Consider the following 16,486-nt stretch of genomic DNA (forward strand, 5'->3'; position numbering starts at 1 on the left):
GGTGTCCCTCCGACTCATCGTCAGGCCGGGCGGCAGGCGGTGCCGCACTCTCCCCTCATTACCGCGCAGAGCCGTGGAGGTGTCGGGTGAGCTCCTGCCGGGTGGTGACGCCGAGTTTGCTGTAGATGCGGTGGAGGTGGTTCTCGACGGTACGAACGGAGATCGTGAGGCGGGCCGCGATGTCCCTGCTCATGAGGCCCTGTGCGGCGAGAAGGCCGATCTCCAGTTCACGGCTGCTCAGGGGAGCGCTCGCTTCCACATTGACCAAGGCCGGTGTGCGGGCTCCTTCACAACGCTCGCTGAGGTTCTTCGCCCGCAGTGCCGCAGCGCGGGCGGGGCGACGCTCACCGTTTCGCGCGAGGATGATTGCGGCGGTCGCGTGGGCCTCGGCCGCGAGCAGGTCCGCTCCGATGACCTCCATCCGTTCGCCGGCGGCCATGAGACGTTCTGCGTCCTCGCCGGCCCACGCCGTCGCGAAGTCGGCACGGGCCCGATGGAACGGGCTGTCCGTCGCGGCGGCTATGTCTCTGAGCCGACCCGCCGCCCTGCGGGCCTCCCCGAGCCGCGCGAGGTCGGTCAGCAGAATGGCCTCAAAGGCGACATGGCCGCGCTCGCGTGCCTCCTGAGCCGCGGTCATGAGGACCGTTCGCGCCTGACTGATCTCACCCCGGGCGACGCACAACCAGGCGCGCCCGAGCATCTCCTCGGGCGTGGGGACAGCCCCACCGAGCTGGCGGTACTCGGCCCACGCCTTCTCCGCGGCCTCGACGTCCCCCATCAGTGCTGCGGATGCGGTGAGCCCCGCAAGGGCCGTGGAGAGGGGCACGGCCGTGTAGGGACGGGACGCGTTCGCGACCTGTGCGTACCAACGCCGCGACGTCCGCGGATGGCCGGCGAACCACTCGGCCCGCGCGACGTGGAAGCTCAGCAGACGCTGGTCGAACCGTGCTGCCGTGAGTTGTCCGGCCAGCGCCGTGTGAGTGCGCTGCGCAACAGCCCGAGCCTCGTCGATCCTGCCACCCTCTGTCAGAGCCAGAGCGCGGATGGCCTGGTTGAGCGGATCCTGGGGGCCGAGCGGACACGCTTCATCCGGCGCGGCGAATGCCTCGACGGCCCGGTCGGCCCACTCGAGGGCTTCGCGCGTATGGCCGACGAAGGACAGCGCCGCCGACTTCGTGGTCACCGCGATCCGCCACGTCCGCAGGTCATGGGTGCGCGGATCATCCAGCTGCAGGCCTCGACAGAGGTCGAGACTGCGGGCGTAGTCACCCACGACACACGCGCACGCGGCTTCGTAGACCACCAGGGAGAAGTGCCCCTCACCGGTCGTGACGAGCCGGCGGCCCGCTTCGATGACCTCGGTGAGCTGGGCGGGCGAGGTCCCGACACCCCACATGAGGTTCTGGCACCGCAGCAGAACCGCGGCGAGGACATCGTCCTCCTTCTCGGCTTCGGTCTGGACGCGGGCGAGGAGGTGCTCGGCGCGTTCGAAGTCCCCTGTCTCGAAGAGCGACTTCCCCATGAGCAGGCGCGACCTCACGGTGTGCATGTGCTCAGGAACGGCTTGGAGGAGGGAGCGAGCCCGCGCGTACTCGCCTGCGTGGATGGCCAGCGCCGCGGCATGCACAAGCAACTTGGCGTCAGCCGTCCCGGTGGCCGCCAGGCGGTAGGTGGCCAGGTGCAAGGCGTCCTCACGGCGCTGCGCGCCGCAGCGTTCGAGAACGCCGATGTGGTGCAGAAGCGTCTGCTGCCGTCGCGACTCGGGCATGTCCTCGCGCAGCACTTCACCGTAGAGAGGGTGAGCCAGGCGCACGGTGGTCCGCCGTTGGTCGCGCAGCACCGTGATAAGTCCGGCCTCTTCGAGCCGCTCGGTGGTGGCAAGGTCTCCCGTCTCCGCCAACAGGGGCAGGGAGAGGGGTTCGCACAACGCCAGGGTGTCGAGGATCCGGCGCCCCTTGACGCACGCGGAGTTGAGCCGTGCGCGGATGAGGTCGGTCAGTCGACGTGTACTGGCTGACTGGGGACCCGACACCTCCCACAACTCGCCGTCGTGCGCCAGCGTTCCGGCCCGTGCGGCGCCCGTGACCAGTTCGCGCAGAAACAGGACGTTCCCGCCGCTCATGGTGTGGAAATGCCCCACCGCGTGGCTGCCCACCGGCCCGCCCAGGACACGCTCCAGCACATCCTGGACATGCGATACCGACAACTCTCCGAGGTCCACATGATGCACGGCGTCGCCCCCGGTCAGACAGGCGACGGAATCGCTGTACGGCTCGTCCGAACGCACAGAGCCGATGAGGAAGAGCAAATTCGCGTCCATCAGCTGGCGCAGCAGCATGGCGGATGTCGCGTCCAGCAGCTGTACGTCATCGATGAGGAGGACGGTTCGCCCGACGTGTGACCGCCGCGCGCGGAGAAACTCGGCGACGGCGGCGAACGCCGCCACGGGATCGTTGAGCGGGACGTCGTCGGGCAGGAGGTGTGCGATGGCCCCGAGGGGCACCGACGCCGCCGCCGAGGTCGCCACCGCCCGGCGCGTGTCACACCCCGACTGGGCCGCCCGCTCCAGGCACTCTTCCGCCAGCCGGGACTTCCCCACGCCCAGCTGCCCGTACACGAAAAACGCCGTCATCCGGCTGTCGGTCAGGACCTGGTCGAACGCATCCATCTCACACACGCGTCCCACCAGCGGCCATACTCCCGTGAGCCTCATGTGCAGCGTGTTCTGCTGGTCGTCATCCATCTTGCTGTGCCCCCGTCAGTCCCGATCTCGACAGTGTGCGGTCGGTCTCAGCACACCGACGGCGTCGGTTCAGAACGTCACGTAGGTCTGTGCCGCAGCGCACCTCGGTCGTGGAGTCCGGTCTGCCGGTGCGGTTGAACCGGGCGGGGAGGAGATCCCCGGCTGACCTCTTCGGGCGCGAACGGCGCGCAGTGGTCACCTGCACACGCCCGTTGCTCTCGCTCATGCGCCTGGAACGCCATCGCTCCTGACGGCATGCGAGATGCGGCGTGAAAGATCGTCTATGCGCTGCTGCAGGAAGATCGACTGAGAGAGGGCTCCGTCAATCTCTGACTGCAGCTCAATATTACGTCTCTCCTGTTCTCGCGTGAAGATTTCCGCACATCGAACGTACTGGTCGACCGCTTTGCTTGCTGCGGAAAGTCCGTGCTTCATCGCCACCTCCTCTATCGCTTCTCTTGTGACTGGAAACGGAAGAACTACTTCTTCGGGCATCTGCCTCGATATTCTTTGCGTACCCGTGGTCATGGGTGTGGTGGGTCATATGAGTTCCCGCTGTCGCTTGCTCAGGTCTTCCAACAGTTCGGTGACCCCGTAGAGGGGCTGGTAATTGATGGCCTCCTGGGCGTCCCGGTTGCCGATCACCTCGGTTTTGACGCAGGGATCGAGTCCAGACGCGACCGCGAGCTCGAACGCCGCGGTACCGAATCGCTTGATGAACGTGCTGCCACGCCCATCCGCATCCCAGGCGGCCAGCGCTTCCGGAGAGTACTCATAGGCGCCGTCGAGTGTGAGGGCTGAAATCCCCGGCTCGCCTTCCCCGCCGGTCGAGTCGACCGGACGTGGCAAGAGTCGAAGAACCGGTCGCCCCCGCGTGCCGATGGCGCGTCAGCGCCGTGTTCTGCACTTCTTCAACGCCCTTGCCAGTCGGCGCGGGACTCCTACGGCCGCAAGTTCACTGCGTCAGCCGAGGCCCCGATCGCCGCCGCGCTGGTACGGCGACGGCCATGGCGGAGGCAGGCGGCACGTTCGGTTCCCGAGCCCGGTGGCGCGCCGGGTCCCGCTGGGGCGATCGTGCGATCCACCCCTTCGGCCTGGTCCGAACCCGTCACTCCCTGCACTCATCAGTCAGCTCCCAGCCATCGTTCAACGGGAGCCCGACCCCCCCCTTCGAGCAAGACTGGCCGATGGCGGTGGCTGAGCACTTGAGTAGGTGCTACTCATTCAGCGGCGGGACGGGCGCAACCGCGGCATGCGTGCGCTCCCCACTCGAGACGGCGTGGCCGAGCGACTGCCACTCGTACAGCCCGCCGTCGTAGAGTTTCACATCCGGCCATCCTGCGTCGGTCAGCGCCAGCCACACGGCGCTGGCGGAGATGGCGGCCGCGCAGTAGACGACGAGAGGCTCACAGCGGGCCGCGCCCCGCGCTTCAGCAACGGAGGTGCGCTTCTCCGCGGGGAGGAGGCCCCCCGCGCCGTCCAGCAGCAGCCGTACGGGCAGACGCATGGCCGACGGGATGAGGAACGGCTCGGCCTCCCAGCTGCTGTCTCGTCGACAGTCGAATACGGGGCCGCCTGCTTCGAGGTGCCGTGAAAGCTCCGCGATGCCGACACGCTCGGGTCCGGCCGCTGTGGCCAGCGCGGGGCCGGTCGCGGCACCGGGCGGGGTGAGATGTGGGGCTCCCGGACCGGTTTCGACCTCACCCCCCACCGCGACCCAGGCCGGCCACCCTCCGTCGAGGCGCTGCGCCTCGCGGCATCCGTACGCGCGCAGGATCCACACCAACTGGGCCGCGGTGAACTGGTGGTTGTCGTCGTAGACCACGATCTTGGTCCGCGGTGTGACCCCAGCCCTTGCCAAGGCGGTGGCGATGCGCCGCGTCAGGGGAAGACGCCCCGGCGTAATGCCGTCCGGCTCGTGCAGGGCTTCGTCCCAAGACAGCCATCGCGCCGTGGGGATGTGGCCGCGGAGGTACTGCTCGTAGCCGCCGCGCGGGTTTCCCACGGGAGCTCGGGCGTCCAGGAGAACGAGGTCTTCACGACAGAGCGATCGTAGTTGCAAAGGGGATATGAGCATCGAATCAGATGAGTGCAACGACAACATGGGCAATGGGTGGTGTCTCAGGGCCAGCGGGATCACGAGGGACAGGAATTCCCGCGTCACTTGATGAGGCTCTGGGCGGCGGCCCGCATTTCTTCACTGATAGGGGCCGGTTTCACAGTCTCCGGGTCGATGCTCACCAGGGTCCGATGGCCGTGAGCATAAACGAAGTCCCCTTCCGGTGGGCGGATCTCGTACTCGTACACCACGCTGGTGTTGCCCAATCGCGAGATCCAGAAGTGTACGGACACGAATCCAGGTTCCAGGATGGGCGCCCGGTAGGAGACGAGGAACTCGCGCACTGCCAGATGCGAACCGGGGAACGCTGATCGTGTGGGATCGGCATTCCATCCCTTCGCCGTCCAGTACGTGGCGACGGCTCGTTCCACGAAAAGCGCGTACCGGGAGTTGTGCACCATCCCGAAGAGGTCCAGATCATCGAAATGGACCTGGACGAGTTCCGTGTGCCCGCGGGCGTCGTGGGATTCGGCTACATCGCTGCCTGAACTCTCGGCATACTGGGGGCCCACCCCCTCGTCTTCCAACGTTGTCTGCATTCTCTGTCCTCTCCTCGTGCCGCCTCGGCCTGTACTCGTACGGTGCAGCAGAGACAGGAGGTACGCGTACGCTCGATGCCAAGGGGCACCGCGACTCCCACCGTCGGGAATCCCGCGACGGAATCCACCGCCGTCACGAAAGACCGCTTCTAGCCCGCTCCGTACGAACACCGTTCCAGGACGCTCAGGCTGCGATGAGATGTTCTCGCCACGGTGGTCCGTTCTCTGTGGGGCTTGCGAGGGAGCCTCCTGCGGCTCCCCCTGCATCCAACCTCGACGGGATAGGGCCCACAAGGAGTAACCAGTACTCAAAGAGGTCGCCGTGCTCCTGCCGACCACGCCGATGGCGCCCACCGCGCAGAGAGCCTGGTTGTTAGTCAGGTCTGGATTCCCGCTGGTCCCGGACGGGCTTACGAGCAGGCAGCGGCCAGCACCGACTCGGCAGCCGCCGTTCGGGCGTAGAACACCGAGCGGCCCACCCGGTGAGCGCTGACCAGTCCCGCATGGCGCAAGGCTGTCAGGTTCTGGGAAACCCGGGAGGGGATGAGTCCCGTACGGTGCGCCAGTTCGGTGGTGGAGGCAGGGCTCTCCAGCTCTGTCAGCAGCAAGGTACGTGTGCGACCGAGTACAGCTGCGAGGGCATCGGTGTGAGTGACCGGCCGGGACTCCCACATGGATCCTATGCCGCGGGCGGGATAGGCCAGCTGCGGGGGATCTGGGGGTGATACCCGGACAAACGGAACCGGGATGGTGAACACGGAGGGAATCAGCACGAGGCCCTGCCCGGCTGTGGTCCGCTTGAGTGCTGTCGGCCGTCGGAGCAGTAGCAGTGTGTCGCCGTCCCACCTCACTGATCCATGGAGATCGTTGAGGAGGTGGTCGGCGCCACGCTCGGCAACCTGCCTGGCTCGCTGGGAGACATCGGCGTCGAGGAGGGACCGGATCCGTGCCCAGTAGGGAGCGAGCGCCACGTCCCAGTACTGCTCAATCTCAGCCGTGACCTTTTCCAGTAGGTCCTCGGGCTCTGAATACAGGGCAAGCGAGCGCGAGCCGAGACCGCCCTGTTCATCCCGGAGGCGGTCCAGGTCCTGACGTACCCGGTCGGCGCGAGTTGCCTGGATCTTCTCAAGCTCCGCAGCCAGCGTGACGTTCGCGCCCTGAGGGGTGGGGTTGAGGAAGTCCGGCACGTAGCCGGATGGCGGGATCAGTTCCGCGAGCCATCCCCGGTCAAGCCCGACCGCAGCCAATCGCGGGCGTACCTGATCAACCCAGCTCCGGTGGACCGAATGTCTGGATCCTGACCGCAGAAGCCGGAAACTGGGGCCGACTTCCCACATCGGCGAGACGGCAAAGCGCATCTGTGCGAGATCACGCACCGAAAAAACCAAGCCCGCCATCATGCCCCCGAGGATTCATGTATATCTGAATCAATTGCGGTCACTCTATCAGGTGCGCATGATTCCGGCATGACCTCCAAGATGATCACCGCGGCGGCTGCTGGAACCTGGAAGCTGGGGGACCTGACGGTCAACCGAGTCGGCTTCGGTGCGATGCGTCTCCCACAGACCGGCGAGGCACTCATCCCCGGTGCAGTCCCACGCCCCCGAGACCAGGCGATAGGCGTCCTGCGTCGCGCCGTCGAGCTCGGTGTGAACCACATCGACACCGCGGCGTTCTACTTCTCGTCTCTGCGCAGCGCCAACGAGCTCATCACCAGGGCGCTCGCGCCTTACCCCGCCGACCTCGTCATCACCACCAAAGTCGGCCCGCAGCGGGATCAGTCGGGCGAGTGGCTCCCTCATGCCACGCCCCGACAGTTGCGGGGACAGGTCGAGGAGAACCTGCGCCAACTGGGCCGTGACCACCTCGACGTCGTCAATCTGCGCGTCGTGGGGACCGATTCGATTGCCGAGCGCTTCGGGGCACTTGCCGAATTGCGCGAGGCGGGCCTGGTCCGCCACTTGGGCATCTCCAATGTCACGCCGGCGCATCTCGCCGAAGCTGAGTCAATCGCACCTGTGGTGTGTGTGCAGAACGCCTACGGGCTGGGGATGCGGTCCGACCAGGACGCGTTCGTCCGGACCTGTGGCGAGCGCGGAGTCGCCTTCGTTCCGTTCTACGCCATCGCCTCCCACGGTCGCCAATCGGGGGCGAGTGGCAGGGAAGCCCCGGAGGTCCTGGAAATCGCCGGGGCACATGAGGCCAGTCCCGCCCAGATTCGCATCGCCTGGACCCTGCACCGTGGTCAACATGTGCTGGCGATACCTGGCACGGGAAGCCATGACCATCTGGCGGCCAACGTGGCTGCTGGTGGTCTCACACTCTCCGAAGACGAGTTGGATGTCCTGGAGAGTGTGCACCGCCGAGGTTCTGAGTAAAGGTCGGACTGTCCTCGGGGCACGGGAGCGATTCGTACCGCCAGTCATCGCCTGGCCTGGGCCCCACCGCCTGCCCGGCAAGGCCGCGGCATCGCGTCACCCATGCCGGGAGCTTCGCGCACGGAAGCGGCAGGATCCGTCTGCCTCCACCAGCACCTGGCGTCGGCGTGGACCGCGGTTGCAGAGTCTCGCCGGGAGTGGTCGACGGGGGAGCCTGCCCGCGCTGCCCCTCTGCTGCTGTTCCGCGCGGCCGTCCCGGCCTACGGGCGACAGCCGCATCAAGTCCGGCACGGGAGCCGCAGAGGGCTCCGGGGCCGAACACGTTGCGGGAGCGCCCGTATGAGCCCCACGCCTCGCTGATCTACAGCGAACCACACAACCGAAGACGAAGACTCCGTGCCCACGGTGAAGGCGCGGAACGCTGCAGCGGTAAGATTCGCCCCAGGGAACGCGGATGTCGATCCATCCTCCCGCGATGCCCGAGCCCTGTCTGCTGCCTCTCGTGAGATCCGCTGGCGACCCTCTGTGGACAGAGCGGGGCGTGACGGCAACGTCCGTTCCTTTCGCATTTCGTCTTCCTGAACGAGACCACTGGTGGGGCTGAGTGGCCAAAGGATTCGAATCCGGTCGATGGAGAGGGGGCGAAGTTCTCCGCCAGGTCGGTGGCGCAAAAAGTTCCGGTTTGAAACGCGAAGATGTGACTTGTTTTTGCAGGCTAGGGGTCGCAACAAGATTTCTGAAATCCCCTGTCTGCTCATTGAGGGCGAGGGGGTTGAATTACTGTGCGCAGGGGGTCGGGTGTACCACAGGGGCGGTGGCCTTTTGTGGGGCGCGAGGCTGAGGTGGCCATGCTGCGCGCTGCTTGGGCAGATCCCGAGTGCCACGGTGTGATCCTCCATGGGGACGCAGGCGTGGGAAAGAGCCGTCTGGCGGAACGGTTCTGGGACGAGTTGGCTGCAGCGGGCACTCAAACGGACAGGGCTGTGGCGACAGCGGCGGCAGCCGTCATCCCGCTGGGTGCTATCGCGCATTTGCTGCCCCCGGGTTTGGATTTGTCAGATCCTCCGGCTGCCTTCCGAGCAGCGATCGCGGCGTTCACCCAGGGCAGCCGCGGCCGCTTCGTGCTGCTCGTGGACGACATCCACCATCTGGACGCTGCTTCGTCCACCTTGGTGATGCAACTGCTGAACGCCAGAGCTGTGTTCCTCGTGGCGACCGTGCTCTCAGGCCATGGGGCCGCGGATAGCGTCCGAGCGCTCGGGCAGTGTGACCGGCTGCGCACACTCGACCTGACGGTACTTCAGCCTTCGGAGACCGAGGAAACGCTCGCCTCTGTCCTCGGCGGCGCTGTCGAGCGCCGGTCAAGCCTTGAGCTGCACCGCGCAAGCGGCGGTAATCTGCTCTTCCTGAGAGAGTTGGTGCATGGTGCGCTGGAGCGGGGAAGTCTGGTCCGCCACGGCGAACTGTGGCGGCTGGCGGGGAAGCTGGCCGGTACCGAATGGCTTTCCGAGCAAATCGAGGACAGGCTCGGAACCGTCAGCGCGGCCGGGCGTCAGACTCTCCAGTTGCTTGCGCTCGCCGAGCCGCTCAGTGTGAGCGACCTTACCGTCCAGGCGTCTCCCACCGTAGTGGCAGATCTGGAGGCAGCCGGCCTCATCGACGTCCGGGTGGACGGCCGGCGCACCCACGTGACGCTCGCACACCCGCTGTACGGTGAGGTGATCCGGGCACGCCTCCCCGTCGTCCACCGTCGCAGTCTGCTGCGGAGTCTCTCGGAAAGGCTGGAGCAGCAGGGAAGGCGCAGGCGAGACGACGCCCTGCGCATGGCTTCGTGGCAACTGGGGGCGACCGGGTCGGCAGACCCGGAGCTGATCATCCTGGCAGCTGGTCTCGCCCGCCACGGGCACGACTACGAGCAGGTGCTGAACCTCCTCGCCGCTCTGCCCGACACTCACCGATCGGTGCGCACTCGGACTTTGGAAGGAGAGGCTCTCTACCAACTGGGCCGCCTGAGCGAAGCCGACCAAGTGCTTTCCCGCGCCTACCCCCTGGCCCGCAGTGATGAGGAGCGGCTGACCATCACGATGGAGCGAACACAGAACCTGTTGTGGGGCGCCGGAAAAAGCGAGGAAGCGCTCAGGGTTCATGCCGAGGGGCGGGCTGGCATCAGCGACCCAAAGCTCCTCGAGACCCTGGATGTGGATCAGGGGGCGATCCTCGTGATCGGCGGGCAACCGCAGGTCGGCCTGCAGTTCCTTGAGGCGGTAGAGGCCGTACCGGAAGACCGAGTGCGGATCTACGGGCTGGGCATGAAGGTGCTGGGGCTCGGCGCCACGGGCCGCACGGCGGAGGCGATCGAACTCGGCCACTACGCTTACGAAGAGCATGCGCGCGCCAGCACCCACGTCGTGATCCAGCACCCTTCGGCCTCACTGTCCGCCTTGTCCTTGGCATACGTGGCAGCCGGTGATCTGGAGGGTGCCCGGCGCACTGCGGAAAGGGGCCACTCGAGCGCGGTGGAGGCGGGAGCGACCCAGCCCGCCGCATGGCTCGCCTGGAATCTCGGCCGCATCCACTGGCTGGCCGGACGGGTAGCGGACGCCCGGCGCTGGTACGCCGAGGCGTTCACTGTCTCCCAGCAGCGCAACATCCCGATCCTCCTACGGCTCGCGGTATCCGGACTTGCGGCCGCCACAGCCGTAGCCGGCGACCCGGACACCGCACATTCCGTCCAATCGGACTTCGACAGCTATCCCGAGTTTCCCTTCCTCGCCGGTGAAGACGCTCTCGGCCGGGCCTGGACACTCGCCGCCAAAGGACATCTGGGGGACGGCCGCGCAGTGCTGTGCCAGGCTGCCGACCGCGCCCGGGCAAACGGATATCGCACCTCGGAGATGCTCCTGCTGACCGAGGTGGCGCGGCTCGGCGGCGCCCGCGACGTTCACGTACGCATGGCCCGATTGGCTGACCGCTGCGACGGACCTTTCGCCCATGCCCGGGTCGAGCTCGTCGAGGCCATGGCTGCACGAAACGCCGGCGCGCTGCTTACGGCAGCCGAGCGTCTGCACGGCGTGGGAGCCCATCTACTGGCGGCCGAAGCGGCCGCTGACGCGGCAGGGATTCTTCGCGGCAGTGGCTCGGCGCGAGAGGCCACCGCTGCCGAGGCTCGGGGCATCCAGCTCTCCCGGTACTGCCAGGGTGCCTCCACCCCGCTCCTCGCACTGGCGACGGCGCCCACCGCCCTCACCAAAAGAGAATCAGAGATCGCGCTGCTTGCCTCCTCAGGACTGTCCAGCAAGGAGATTGCCAACGACCTGACCCTCTCGGTGCGCACGGTGGACAACCACCTGCGTCAGGTGTTCACCAAGCTCGGGATCACCTCTCGCCGCCAACTGTCCCAGGCACTCAGGCAGAAGTGACACCGCACGCAGCCGCTGACCCCCGCCACGCCATCGGAGATCGCCGTACCGACAAGGCGGTCATGAGTGGGGCGATCGGGATCACCGTGCTGATCGTGGATGAGGCGATGCTCGACGAGTACGGCGCTGCGGATCTCAACATCCGGAAGACCCGGTTTCGTGTTCGTGGGAAAGGGGTTCTCCCGGGTGCCGCAAAATGAGCAACGGTTACTCATGCCTGTGAGCCCCTTCCATCTCATGCTTGAGCGCGAGTAGATCAATTGCTTCAGCACTTGTCAGAACGACATGGAACGTGAGGTAGAACACCCATTTCGACGCACTCATAGGGTGATACCCGCTTTCGAGAGTCCTGGACCAGGCATCACTTCGCTGCACCGTTACGGAGTTGGGCCGCCGGTAGGTCAACTGGCCGGAGCGATCGGCGCAGGGCTGTTGGCGGACCCTCGTGATTCTTGCTTCAGCCTGGCATGCATGGGGATGGGTGGGATACCGCGGCGAGCAGCCCCCCAAAGCGCCGTGGGCTCGAGGACCGAAACCCCGTGCGGCCCCGTCGGTCCCTATTTCCTTGAGGAACCTGTGAGAAGGATTCAACACCCTCTTATTGTTTCAATATCGGTTGCGTTCCTCCTGGGGGAGGTGTTCTTCTCTTACGAGTTCTTTTCTGGATTTCACTTCCCAAGCACCGCCCTCGCCGCGGAACTTGCGGTCTTCGGAATGGTCGTGAACGTTGCGGCAATGATAACGCTGTCCCTGCGGATGGCTCTTCTGGCCCCACTGTCATTCGCTGCGACCGGATTCGGGTTCCTGGCGGCTGGAATCAGATTCCATGACCCGCTTTACATGACGATGGGGTCAGTGCTCGTATGTGGTGGGCTGTCCGCTTCCGTCTTGGTTGCGCGTCTGGCACCCGTCGCGCGCGACGGATTCATGCGATTGCGCGAGTTCAGCAATCTATGGGAAGTGGGGGAGTCGAGCCCGAGGCGCCGGCGGACGCGCCTGTGTGCTGTTCACGAACTGGACTTCGATCTGCTGCCCCTTCTCGAGGACACTATGCACAGGTACTCCCTGGGGGACCTCCTCGCCGAAACGAGAGTTTGCTGCGAGACCCGATTCGTGGACGCAGAACTCCAGCAGAGTTTCCCATTCTTCACCGGGCCGCCTGTTCAGGTGCAGGCTTGCCTTCTCACGGAGAGGTTCGTCGTGCTTCTTGCTGACCGGGGCGCTGCGTTCGTGGGGAAGCTCGATCAGACGGTGGTGAACCTGACCCGCTCCGGCGCAGAGGATGTCCTGCTCATCGAGTCCGCGTGGCTGGGTCAAACCCCCTCGGGTTACCTCTTCTCGGTGGATGAGGGTCATTCTGCCGAGACCTTCGTGCGAGAGTTTCGCACCCTGGTCGCTGCTGCTCGGCGGAAATGAGGGACAGCACCGGTGTTACCTGTCCAGAAGATCACAGCCACCCTCCCAGCCGCCTGTGCAGCGCTGGCTCCTCCTGGTCGGCAACGCCAAGGCTGCTCCGCGAACGCTGCGTGATCGCCGGGTAACCATGCGGTCTTGGACCTCGACGCGACCGGCCGACCTGTCCAGGCGCTCATCTCGGTGCGCATCCACCCACCCGCCCGCAGCGTCATCGAAGGGTTCCGGGAATGGGCGGCACGGCTACCCGAGGTGATTGGACTGTTCGCTACCTCCGGCGCGTACGACTTCCTCATCCACGGAGCCAGCGGACGTGGACAGCGTGTATGCCTTCGTCATCGACTGCCTCACAGAGCACCGTGAAGTTGCCGACGCGCAGGCCACGATGGTCTACGAGCACGTTCAGTCCCGTTGTATCGAGCCGTCCAGTCCCGATCGTCCGCGTTCCTACCGCAAAGCCCGCTGACCGGTCTCACGCCGCGTCCCTCTGTCGTGATCGAAGTAGACGCCGAGGTCCCGAACGATTACAGGTGCACCGTGGCGTTCAGTAGGCTCAGAAGGGCATGAGGTTTGGCGTCCGCCAAGAGCCAGCCGGCTGGCATTGTCTCTCTCAAAGTTGTTGCCGATGGGTATCCCCGTGGATATTCGACTCTTCGTCTTAGGTCAGTGAACGAATTGGTTTTGATAGCGGTGACGGGTCATTCGAACCTCTCGGAGGCGAGTAAGCCGTTGATCAAAGAGGAGCTGATGATGCGGTTCGCGCGTTATTCGGCGTCGGAACTGACTGGTATGTCCTGCTTGGCCGCAGGGGCGGACGCGGTGTTCGCGGATGCTGTTCTGACCGTCGGCGGACGGTTGCTGGTGGTGATCCCATCTGAGGACTACCGAGAACGCATGGTGGATCACAGGTATGCCGATGACTTCGATCGCTTGTGCGGGGCGGCTGCTGGGGTCAAGGTGATGCCGTATCAAAAGGCGACCGCGAACGCCTATGCCGCCGCCAACCGTGTGCTCCTGAACCGCGCCGACTTGCTGATGGCAGTGTGGGATGGTCGTGTTGGGGGCCGCCGTGGCGGAACGTCAGATGCGGTGACCATGGCCCGGGCCCAAGGCCTCCCTGTGGAAATCGTCTGGCCGCCAGGCGCTGCGAGGCGAAACGGGAACCGTGATCCGGGCCGCAGACGATGAAGGTCAACGAGTCGTGCGGTGTCGTGACGGCGTCGCTCCGGCCGGGCGTCAGCTGACTTGAGCGTGCTGGCGCCGGTTCTGCATCCGTATGTCGTACGAGGGAAGTTGGCGGGGCGGCCGCCGACCGAGGTCAAGAGGTGGTGACAACCCGCCCGGACAGGTCACGGTTCGGTGCGTGTCTGGGACCACTTGCCCGGTCTGGGCACCACCGGGATCGCGTACCGGCGTTCACCGGAGTCCGCGACATGGTGCGCGCGACCACAGCCGGGGTCTCAGTCGTAGCTCTGCTCCTTTGCGGACGCTTGTCACCGTCGGTGGCGCAGAGATCGGTGGCGTGGTCCCGTGCCCGCCATGGACGCTTGCCGGTTCCTCCTTCGCATAAACGGCCGGATCCTCGCTCAGTCGCCGCACGATGTTCCGAATGTGAGACCGTCGAGTGGCGAGCCGAAGGATCCGGACGTAAAGGGCCCCCCGACTCCCCACGCGATCGAGGGGCCCTGAGCAACCGAAGGGGCGATACGAATATCCCGCATCACTCCGGCGGTTGGCCCCATCCCCCGCGTCCCCCCGAACGAAGGGGATGGGGGCGAGGTGTGGATTCCCTGCAAATTCACCCTCTCTCACATAGTGTGACGAAAAGTGTAATATTGGGGCAATCTAGACGTTAGAGAATCGTGAAGACTGGCCCTCGAGGGTGCTTTGTCCCAACGGGGCACGTATGCGCTTCGTCCGCGACTCCCGCGACGCGGGGCTGCTGCTCCTGGCAGACACCCATGTTCGCCGGGACGGGGTTTAGTCGTTCGCGCCGGCCAACGACCAGCCGACCCGTGATCGCCCGACGCGCCTCGCCCTTGGCTCCGGACTGGGTGAGGCGCGCTGAGTGGTCGAGCGCGTCTTCGCCTGCCTGCACCTGTTCAAACGACTCCGCATCCGCTACGAACGACGCGCCGATCTCCATCGTGGCCTGCTCGAACTGGCCTGCAGCCTCATATGACTTCGACACCTCGGCACCTCATTCTGAAACGATCAGTTGTTCCTGAGCATTGGTGTGGCGCAGGACTCGTGCGCCGACGCGGGGTCGCTGTGATAATTGGGCGATACAACGCCGTGGGGACATCAAGGAGGCAGCTGTGCGGCAGGTGCTGGTCACTGGAGCTACCGGAACGGTGGGGGGACCGCTCGTGCGTCTGCTGGCCGCCTCCGGCCACCGCGTGATCGCGTTGCTGCGCTCGCCCGAACGGGACAGCCAGGCGCTGCCCGCGGGAGTGGTCCCGGTACGCGGCGACCTCACCGACCCCGACTCGCTGAGCGCGGCTCTCGACGGATGCGACACGGTGTTCCACACCGGGGGGCTCGCCGAACAGTGGCTGGCCGACCCGTCGGTCTTCGAGCGGGTCAACGTCGAGGGCACCCGGCACCTGGTGGACGCTGCCCTTGACGTCGGGGTGGAGTGCTTTGTGCACACCAGCACCATTGATGTCTTCGAGCGCGCTCCGGGCCTTCCGTTCGACGAGACACGTCTGGAGAGCCGGGCGCTCGGTACCGCCTATGAGCGCACCAAGCAGGATGCCGACCGCCTGGTCGCCGCCGCCGTGGCCGAGCGCGGTCTGCCCGCGCGGTTCGTCCACCCCTCCGCGGTGTACGGGCCGGGGCGTGCCGACGCGACGCTGAACCTCGCCTTGGCGCACCTGGCCCGGAACAAGGTGCCGATGCTGCCGCCGGGCGGTATGCCGGTCGTCTTCGCCGACGACGTGGCCAAGGGGCAGGTCCTGGCGGCGGGCGCGCCGGTCGGCTCGCGATGGATCCTGTCCGACACCTACCTGACGATGCGCGAGGTCGCCGAGGCCGTGGCAGCCGTCGTCCCCGGGGCCAAGATCCCGCCGAGCATGCCCGCGCCGGTCGCCCGGGCGGTGGCCGCGATGGGCGAAGGGATGTCCCGGATCACCCGGCGCCCGCCGCTGCTGTCGTCCGGCGAGCTGTACTTCCTGCGCTCGCACTCGGTCCCCGACGCCGGCGCCGCGCGCACCCACCTGGGCTGGACCACCACGCCGTTCGCCACGGGGCTGGAGGCGACCTTCGCCGCGGGCTGACGCGGTGAGCCGTGGTGCCATGCCCGTCCGGACACGGCACCTCAGCGACTCACTCAGCTGGCAACGGCCACCGCTGTCAGTCGCCGGACCACTGGTGAGCTGCGGCACCGCGCCGTGGCGACTGCTCCCTCAGCAAGCTCAAGTAGTGCCGGGCCGTGGGTATTTGCTTCGACGCCGTCGCACGTGTGGTGGACTGGCTCAGCGACCTGGCCGAGGCGAGCGACGGCTCGCTCGCCGCGCCCCGCGCACGCTTCGCCCGCGCGCCGAAGGCGGGCGTCACCTCGCGGCGAGCCTTCGCCGAGACACAAGGCAATCGCCGTGCCGGGGTGAGGCGGTGACTCAAGCTCGACTCCATCGACGTTCAGTCGTGGGGGTCGCGGCGTGAGAAGTGCCAAAGCCAGGACAGGACAGGCCCGAACAGGCCGTGTCTCTGCTTGGAACCCCTCACGTAGCGCGCCCATCCACTGGAGCGGCCTCGCCGCGCCAGGGACGGCAGAGTGCGAGGAAGCACCCCAGCGCGCCGAGTGCGCACACCAGTTGCACCACGGCCATGGGTACGGCGGTCGCCTCGCCCGCGATCCCGACCAAGGGTGAGGC

The 16,486-nt window shown here is 66.4% G+C and carries 14 protein-coding genes and 2 pseudogenes; 9 read left to right on the plus strand and 7 right to left on the minus strand.

The annotated features are described in order from the left end of the window. Positions 1-58: 58 nt before the first annotated feature. The 6 genes from ACFWI9_RS18100 to ACFWI9_RS18125 all read right to left on the minus strand — a co-directional run bounded on the left by ACFWI9_RS18100 (position 59) and on the right by ACFWI9_RS18125 (position 6,801). Positions 59-2,743 (minus strand): LuxR C-terminal-related transcriptional regulator, encoded by a 2,685-nt coding sequence (locus ACFWI9_RS18100; protein WP_387163078.1) that lies wholly within the window; start codon positions 2,741-2,743, stop codon positions 59-61. Between the two features lie 222 nt (positions 2,744-2,965). Further along, positions 2,966-3,238 (minus strand): hypothetical protein, encoded by a 273-nt coding sequence (locus tag ACFWI9_RS18105; RefSeq protein ID WP_387163080.1) that lies wholly within the window; start codon positions 3,236-3,238, stop codon positions 2,966-2,968. Between the two features lie 45 nt (positions 3,239-3,283). Then, the gene (locus tag ACFWI9_RS18110; RefSeq protein ID WP_387163082.1) at positions 3,284-3,592 is read right to left on the minus strand and encodes a hypothetical protein; all 309 of its coding nucleotides are present in this window, start codon (positions 3,590-3,592) and stop codon (positions 3,284-3,286) included. Between the two features lie 367 nt (positions 3,593-3,959). Next, positions 3,960-4,847 (minus strand): sulfurtransferase, encoded by an 888-nt coding sequence (locus ACFWI9_RS18115; RefSeq protein WP_387163084.1) that lies wholly within the window; start codon positions 4,845-4,847, stop codon positions 3,960-3,962. A gap of 56 nt (positions 4,848-4,903) precedes the next feature. Further along, on the minus strand, positions 4,904-5,401 hold the full coding sequence (locus ACFWI9_RS18120) for an acyl-CoA thioesterase (RefSeq protein ID WP_387163086.1): 498 nt from the start codon (positions 5,399-5,401) through the stop codon (positions 4,904-4,906). A gap of 410 nt (positions 5,402-5,811) precedes the next feature. Next, positions 5,812-6,801: an ArsR/SmtB family transcription factor gene (locus ACFWI9_RS18125; protein WP_387163087.1), complete on the minus strand. Its 990-nt coding sequence runs from the start codon at positions 6,799-6,801 to the stop codon at positions 5,812-5,814. Between the two features lie 66 nt (positions 6,802-6,867). Here ACFWI9_RS18125 and ACFWI9_RS18130 point away from each other — a divergent pair, with 66 nt between their 5' ends. The 9 genes and pseudogenes from ACFWI9_RS18130 to ACFWI9_RS18170 all read left to right on the plus strand — a co-directional run bounded on the left by ACFWI9_RS18130 (position 6,868) and on the right by ACFWI9_RS18170 (position 16,227). Next, positions 6,868-7,779: an oxidoreductase gene (locus ACFWI9_RS18130; RefSeq protein WP_387163089.1), complete on the plus strand. Its 912-nt coding sequence runs from the start codon at positions 6,868-6,870 to the stop codon at positions 7,777-7,779. Positions 7,780-8,603: 824 nt separating this feature from the next. Next, positions 8,604-11,198, plus strand: coding sequence for a LuxR C-terminal-related transcriptional regulator (locus tag ACFWI9_RS18135; protein ID WP_387163092.1), 2,595 nt, complete (start codon positions 8,604-8,606; stop codon positions 11,196-11,198). A gap of 62 nt (positions 11,199-11,260) precedes the next feature. Next, the gene (locus ACFWI9_RS18140; protein ID WP_387163094.1) at positions 11,261-11,398 is read left to right on the plus strand and encodes a hypothetical protein; all 138 of its coding nucleotides are present in this window, start codon (positions 11,261-11,263) and stop codon (positions 11,396-11,398) included. Positions 11,399-11,714: 316 nt separating this feature from the next. Then, positions 11,715-12,614, plus strand: coding sequence for a hypothetical protein (locus ACFWI9_RS18145; protein ID WP_387163096.1), 900 nt, complete (start codon positions 11,715-11,717; stop codon positions 12,612-12,614). Between the two features lie 310 nt (positions 12,615-12,924). Then, a complete protein-coding gene (locus ACFWI9_RS18150; protein ID WP_387163097.1) occupies positions 12,925-13,077 on the plus strand; it encodes a hypothetical protein in 153 nt (50 codons plus the stop codon). A gap of 200 nt (positions 13,078-13,277) precedes the next feature. Then, entirely contained in the window at positions 13,278-13,799 is a 522-nt protein-coding gene (locus ACFWI9_RS18155) for a hypothetical protein (protein WP_387163099.1), read from the plus strand. Positions 13,800-14,679: 880 nt separating this feature from the next. Further along, positions 14,680-14,793, plus strand: a pseudogene (locus ACFWI9_RS18160) (IS5/IS1182 family transposase); the annotation flags it as partial. A gap of 136 nt (positions 14,794-14,929) precedes the next feature. Next, positions 14,930-15,889: an NAD-dependent epimerase/dehydratase family protein gene (locus ACFWI9_RS18165; protein WP_387163102.1), complete on the plus strand. Its 960-nt coding sequence runs from the start codon at positions 14,930-14,932 to the stop codon at positions 15,887-15,889. A gap of 155 nt (positions 15,890-16,044) precedes the next feature. Then, complete coding sequence (locus tag ACFWI9_RS18170; protein WP_387163105.1) at positions 16,045-16,227, plus strand: hypothetical protein; 183 nt, start codon at positions 16,045-16,047, stop codon at positions 16,225-16,227. Between the two features lie 106 nt (positions 16,228-16,333). Here the strand turns inward: ACFWI9_RS18170 and ACFWI9_RS18175 are convergent. After that, positions 16,334-16,486, minus strand: a pseudogene (locus ACFWI9_RS18175) (Bcr/CflA family drug resistance efflux transporter); the annotation flags it as partial.

The sequence above is a fragment of the Streptomyces sp. NPDC127084 genome, assembly GCF_042724175.1.
Classification (GTDB): Bacteria; Actinomycetota; Actinomycetes; order Streptomycetales; family Streptomycetaceae; genus Streptomyces.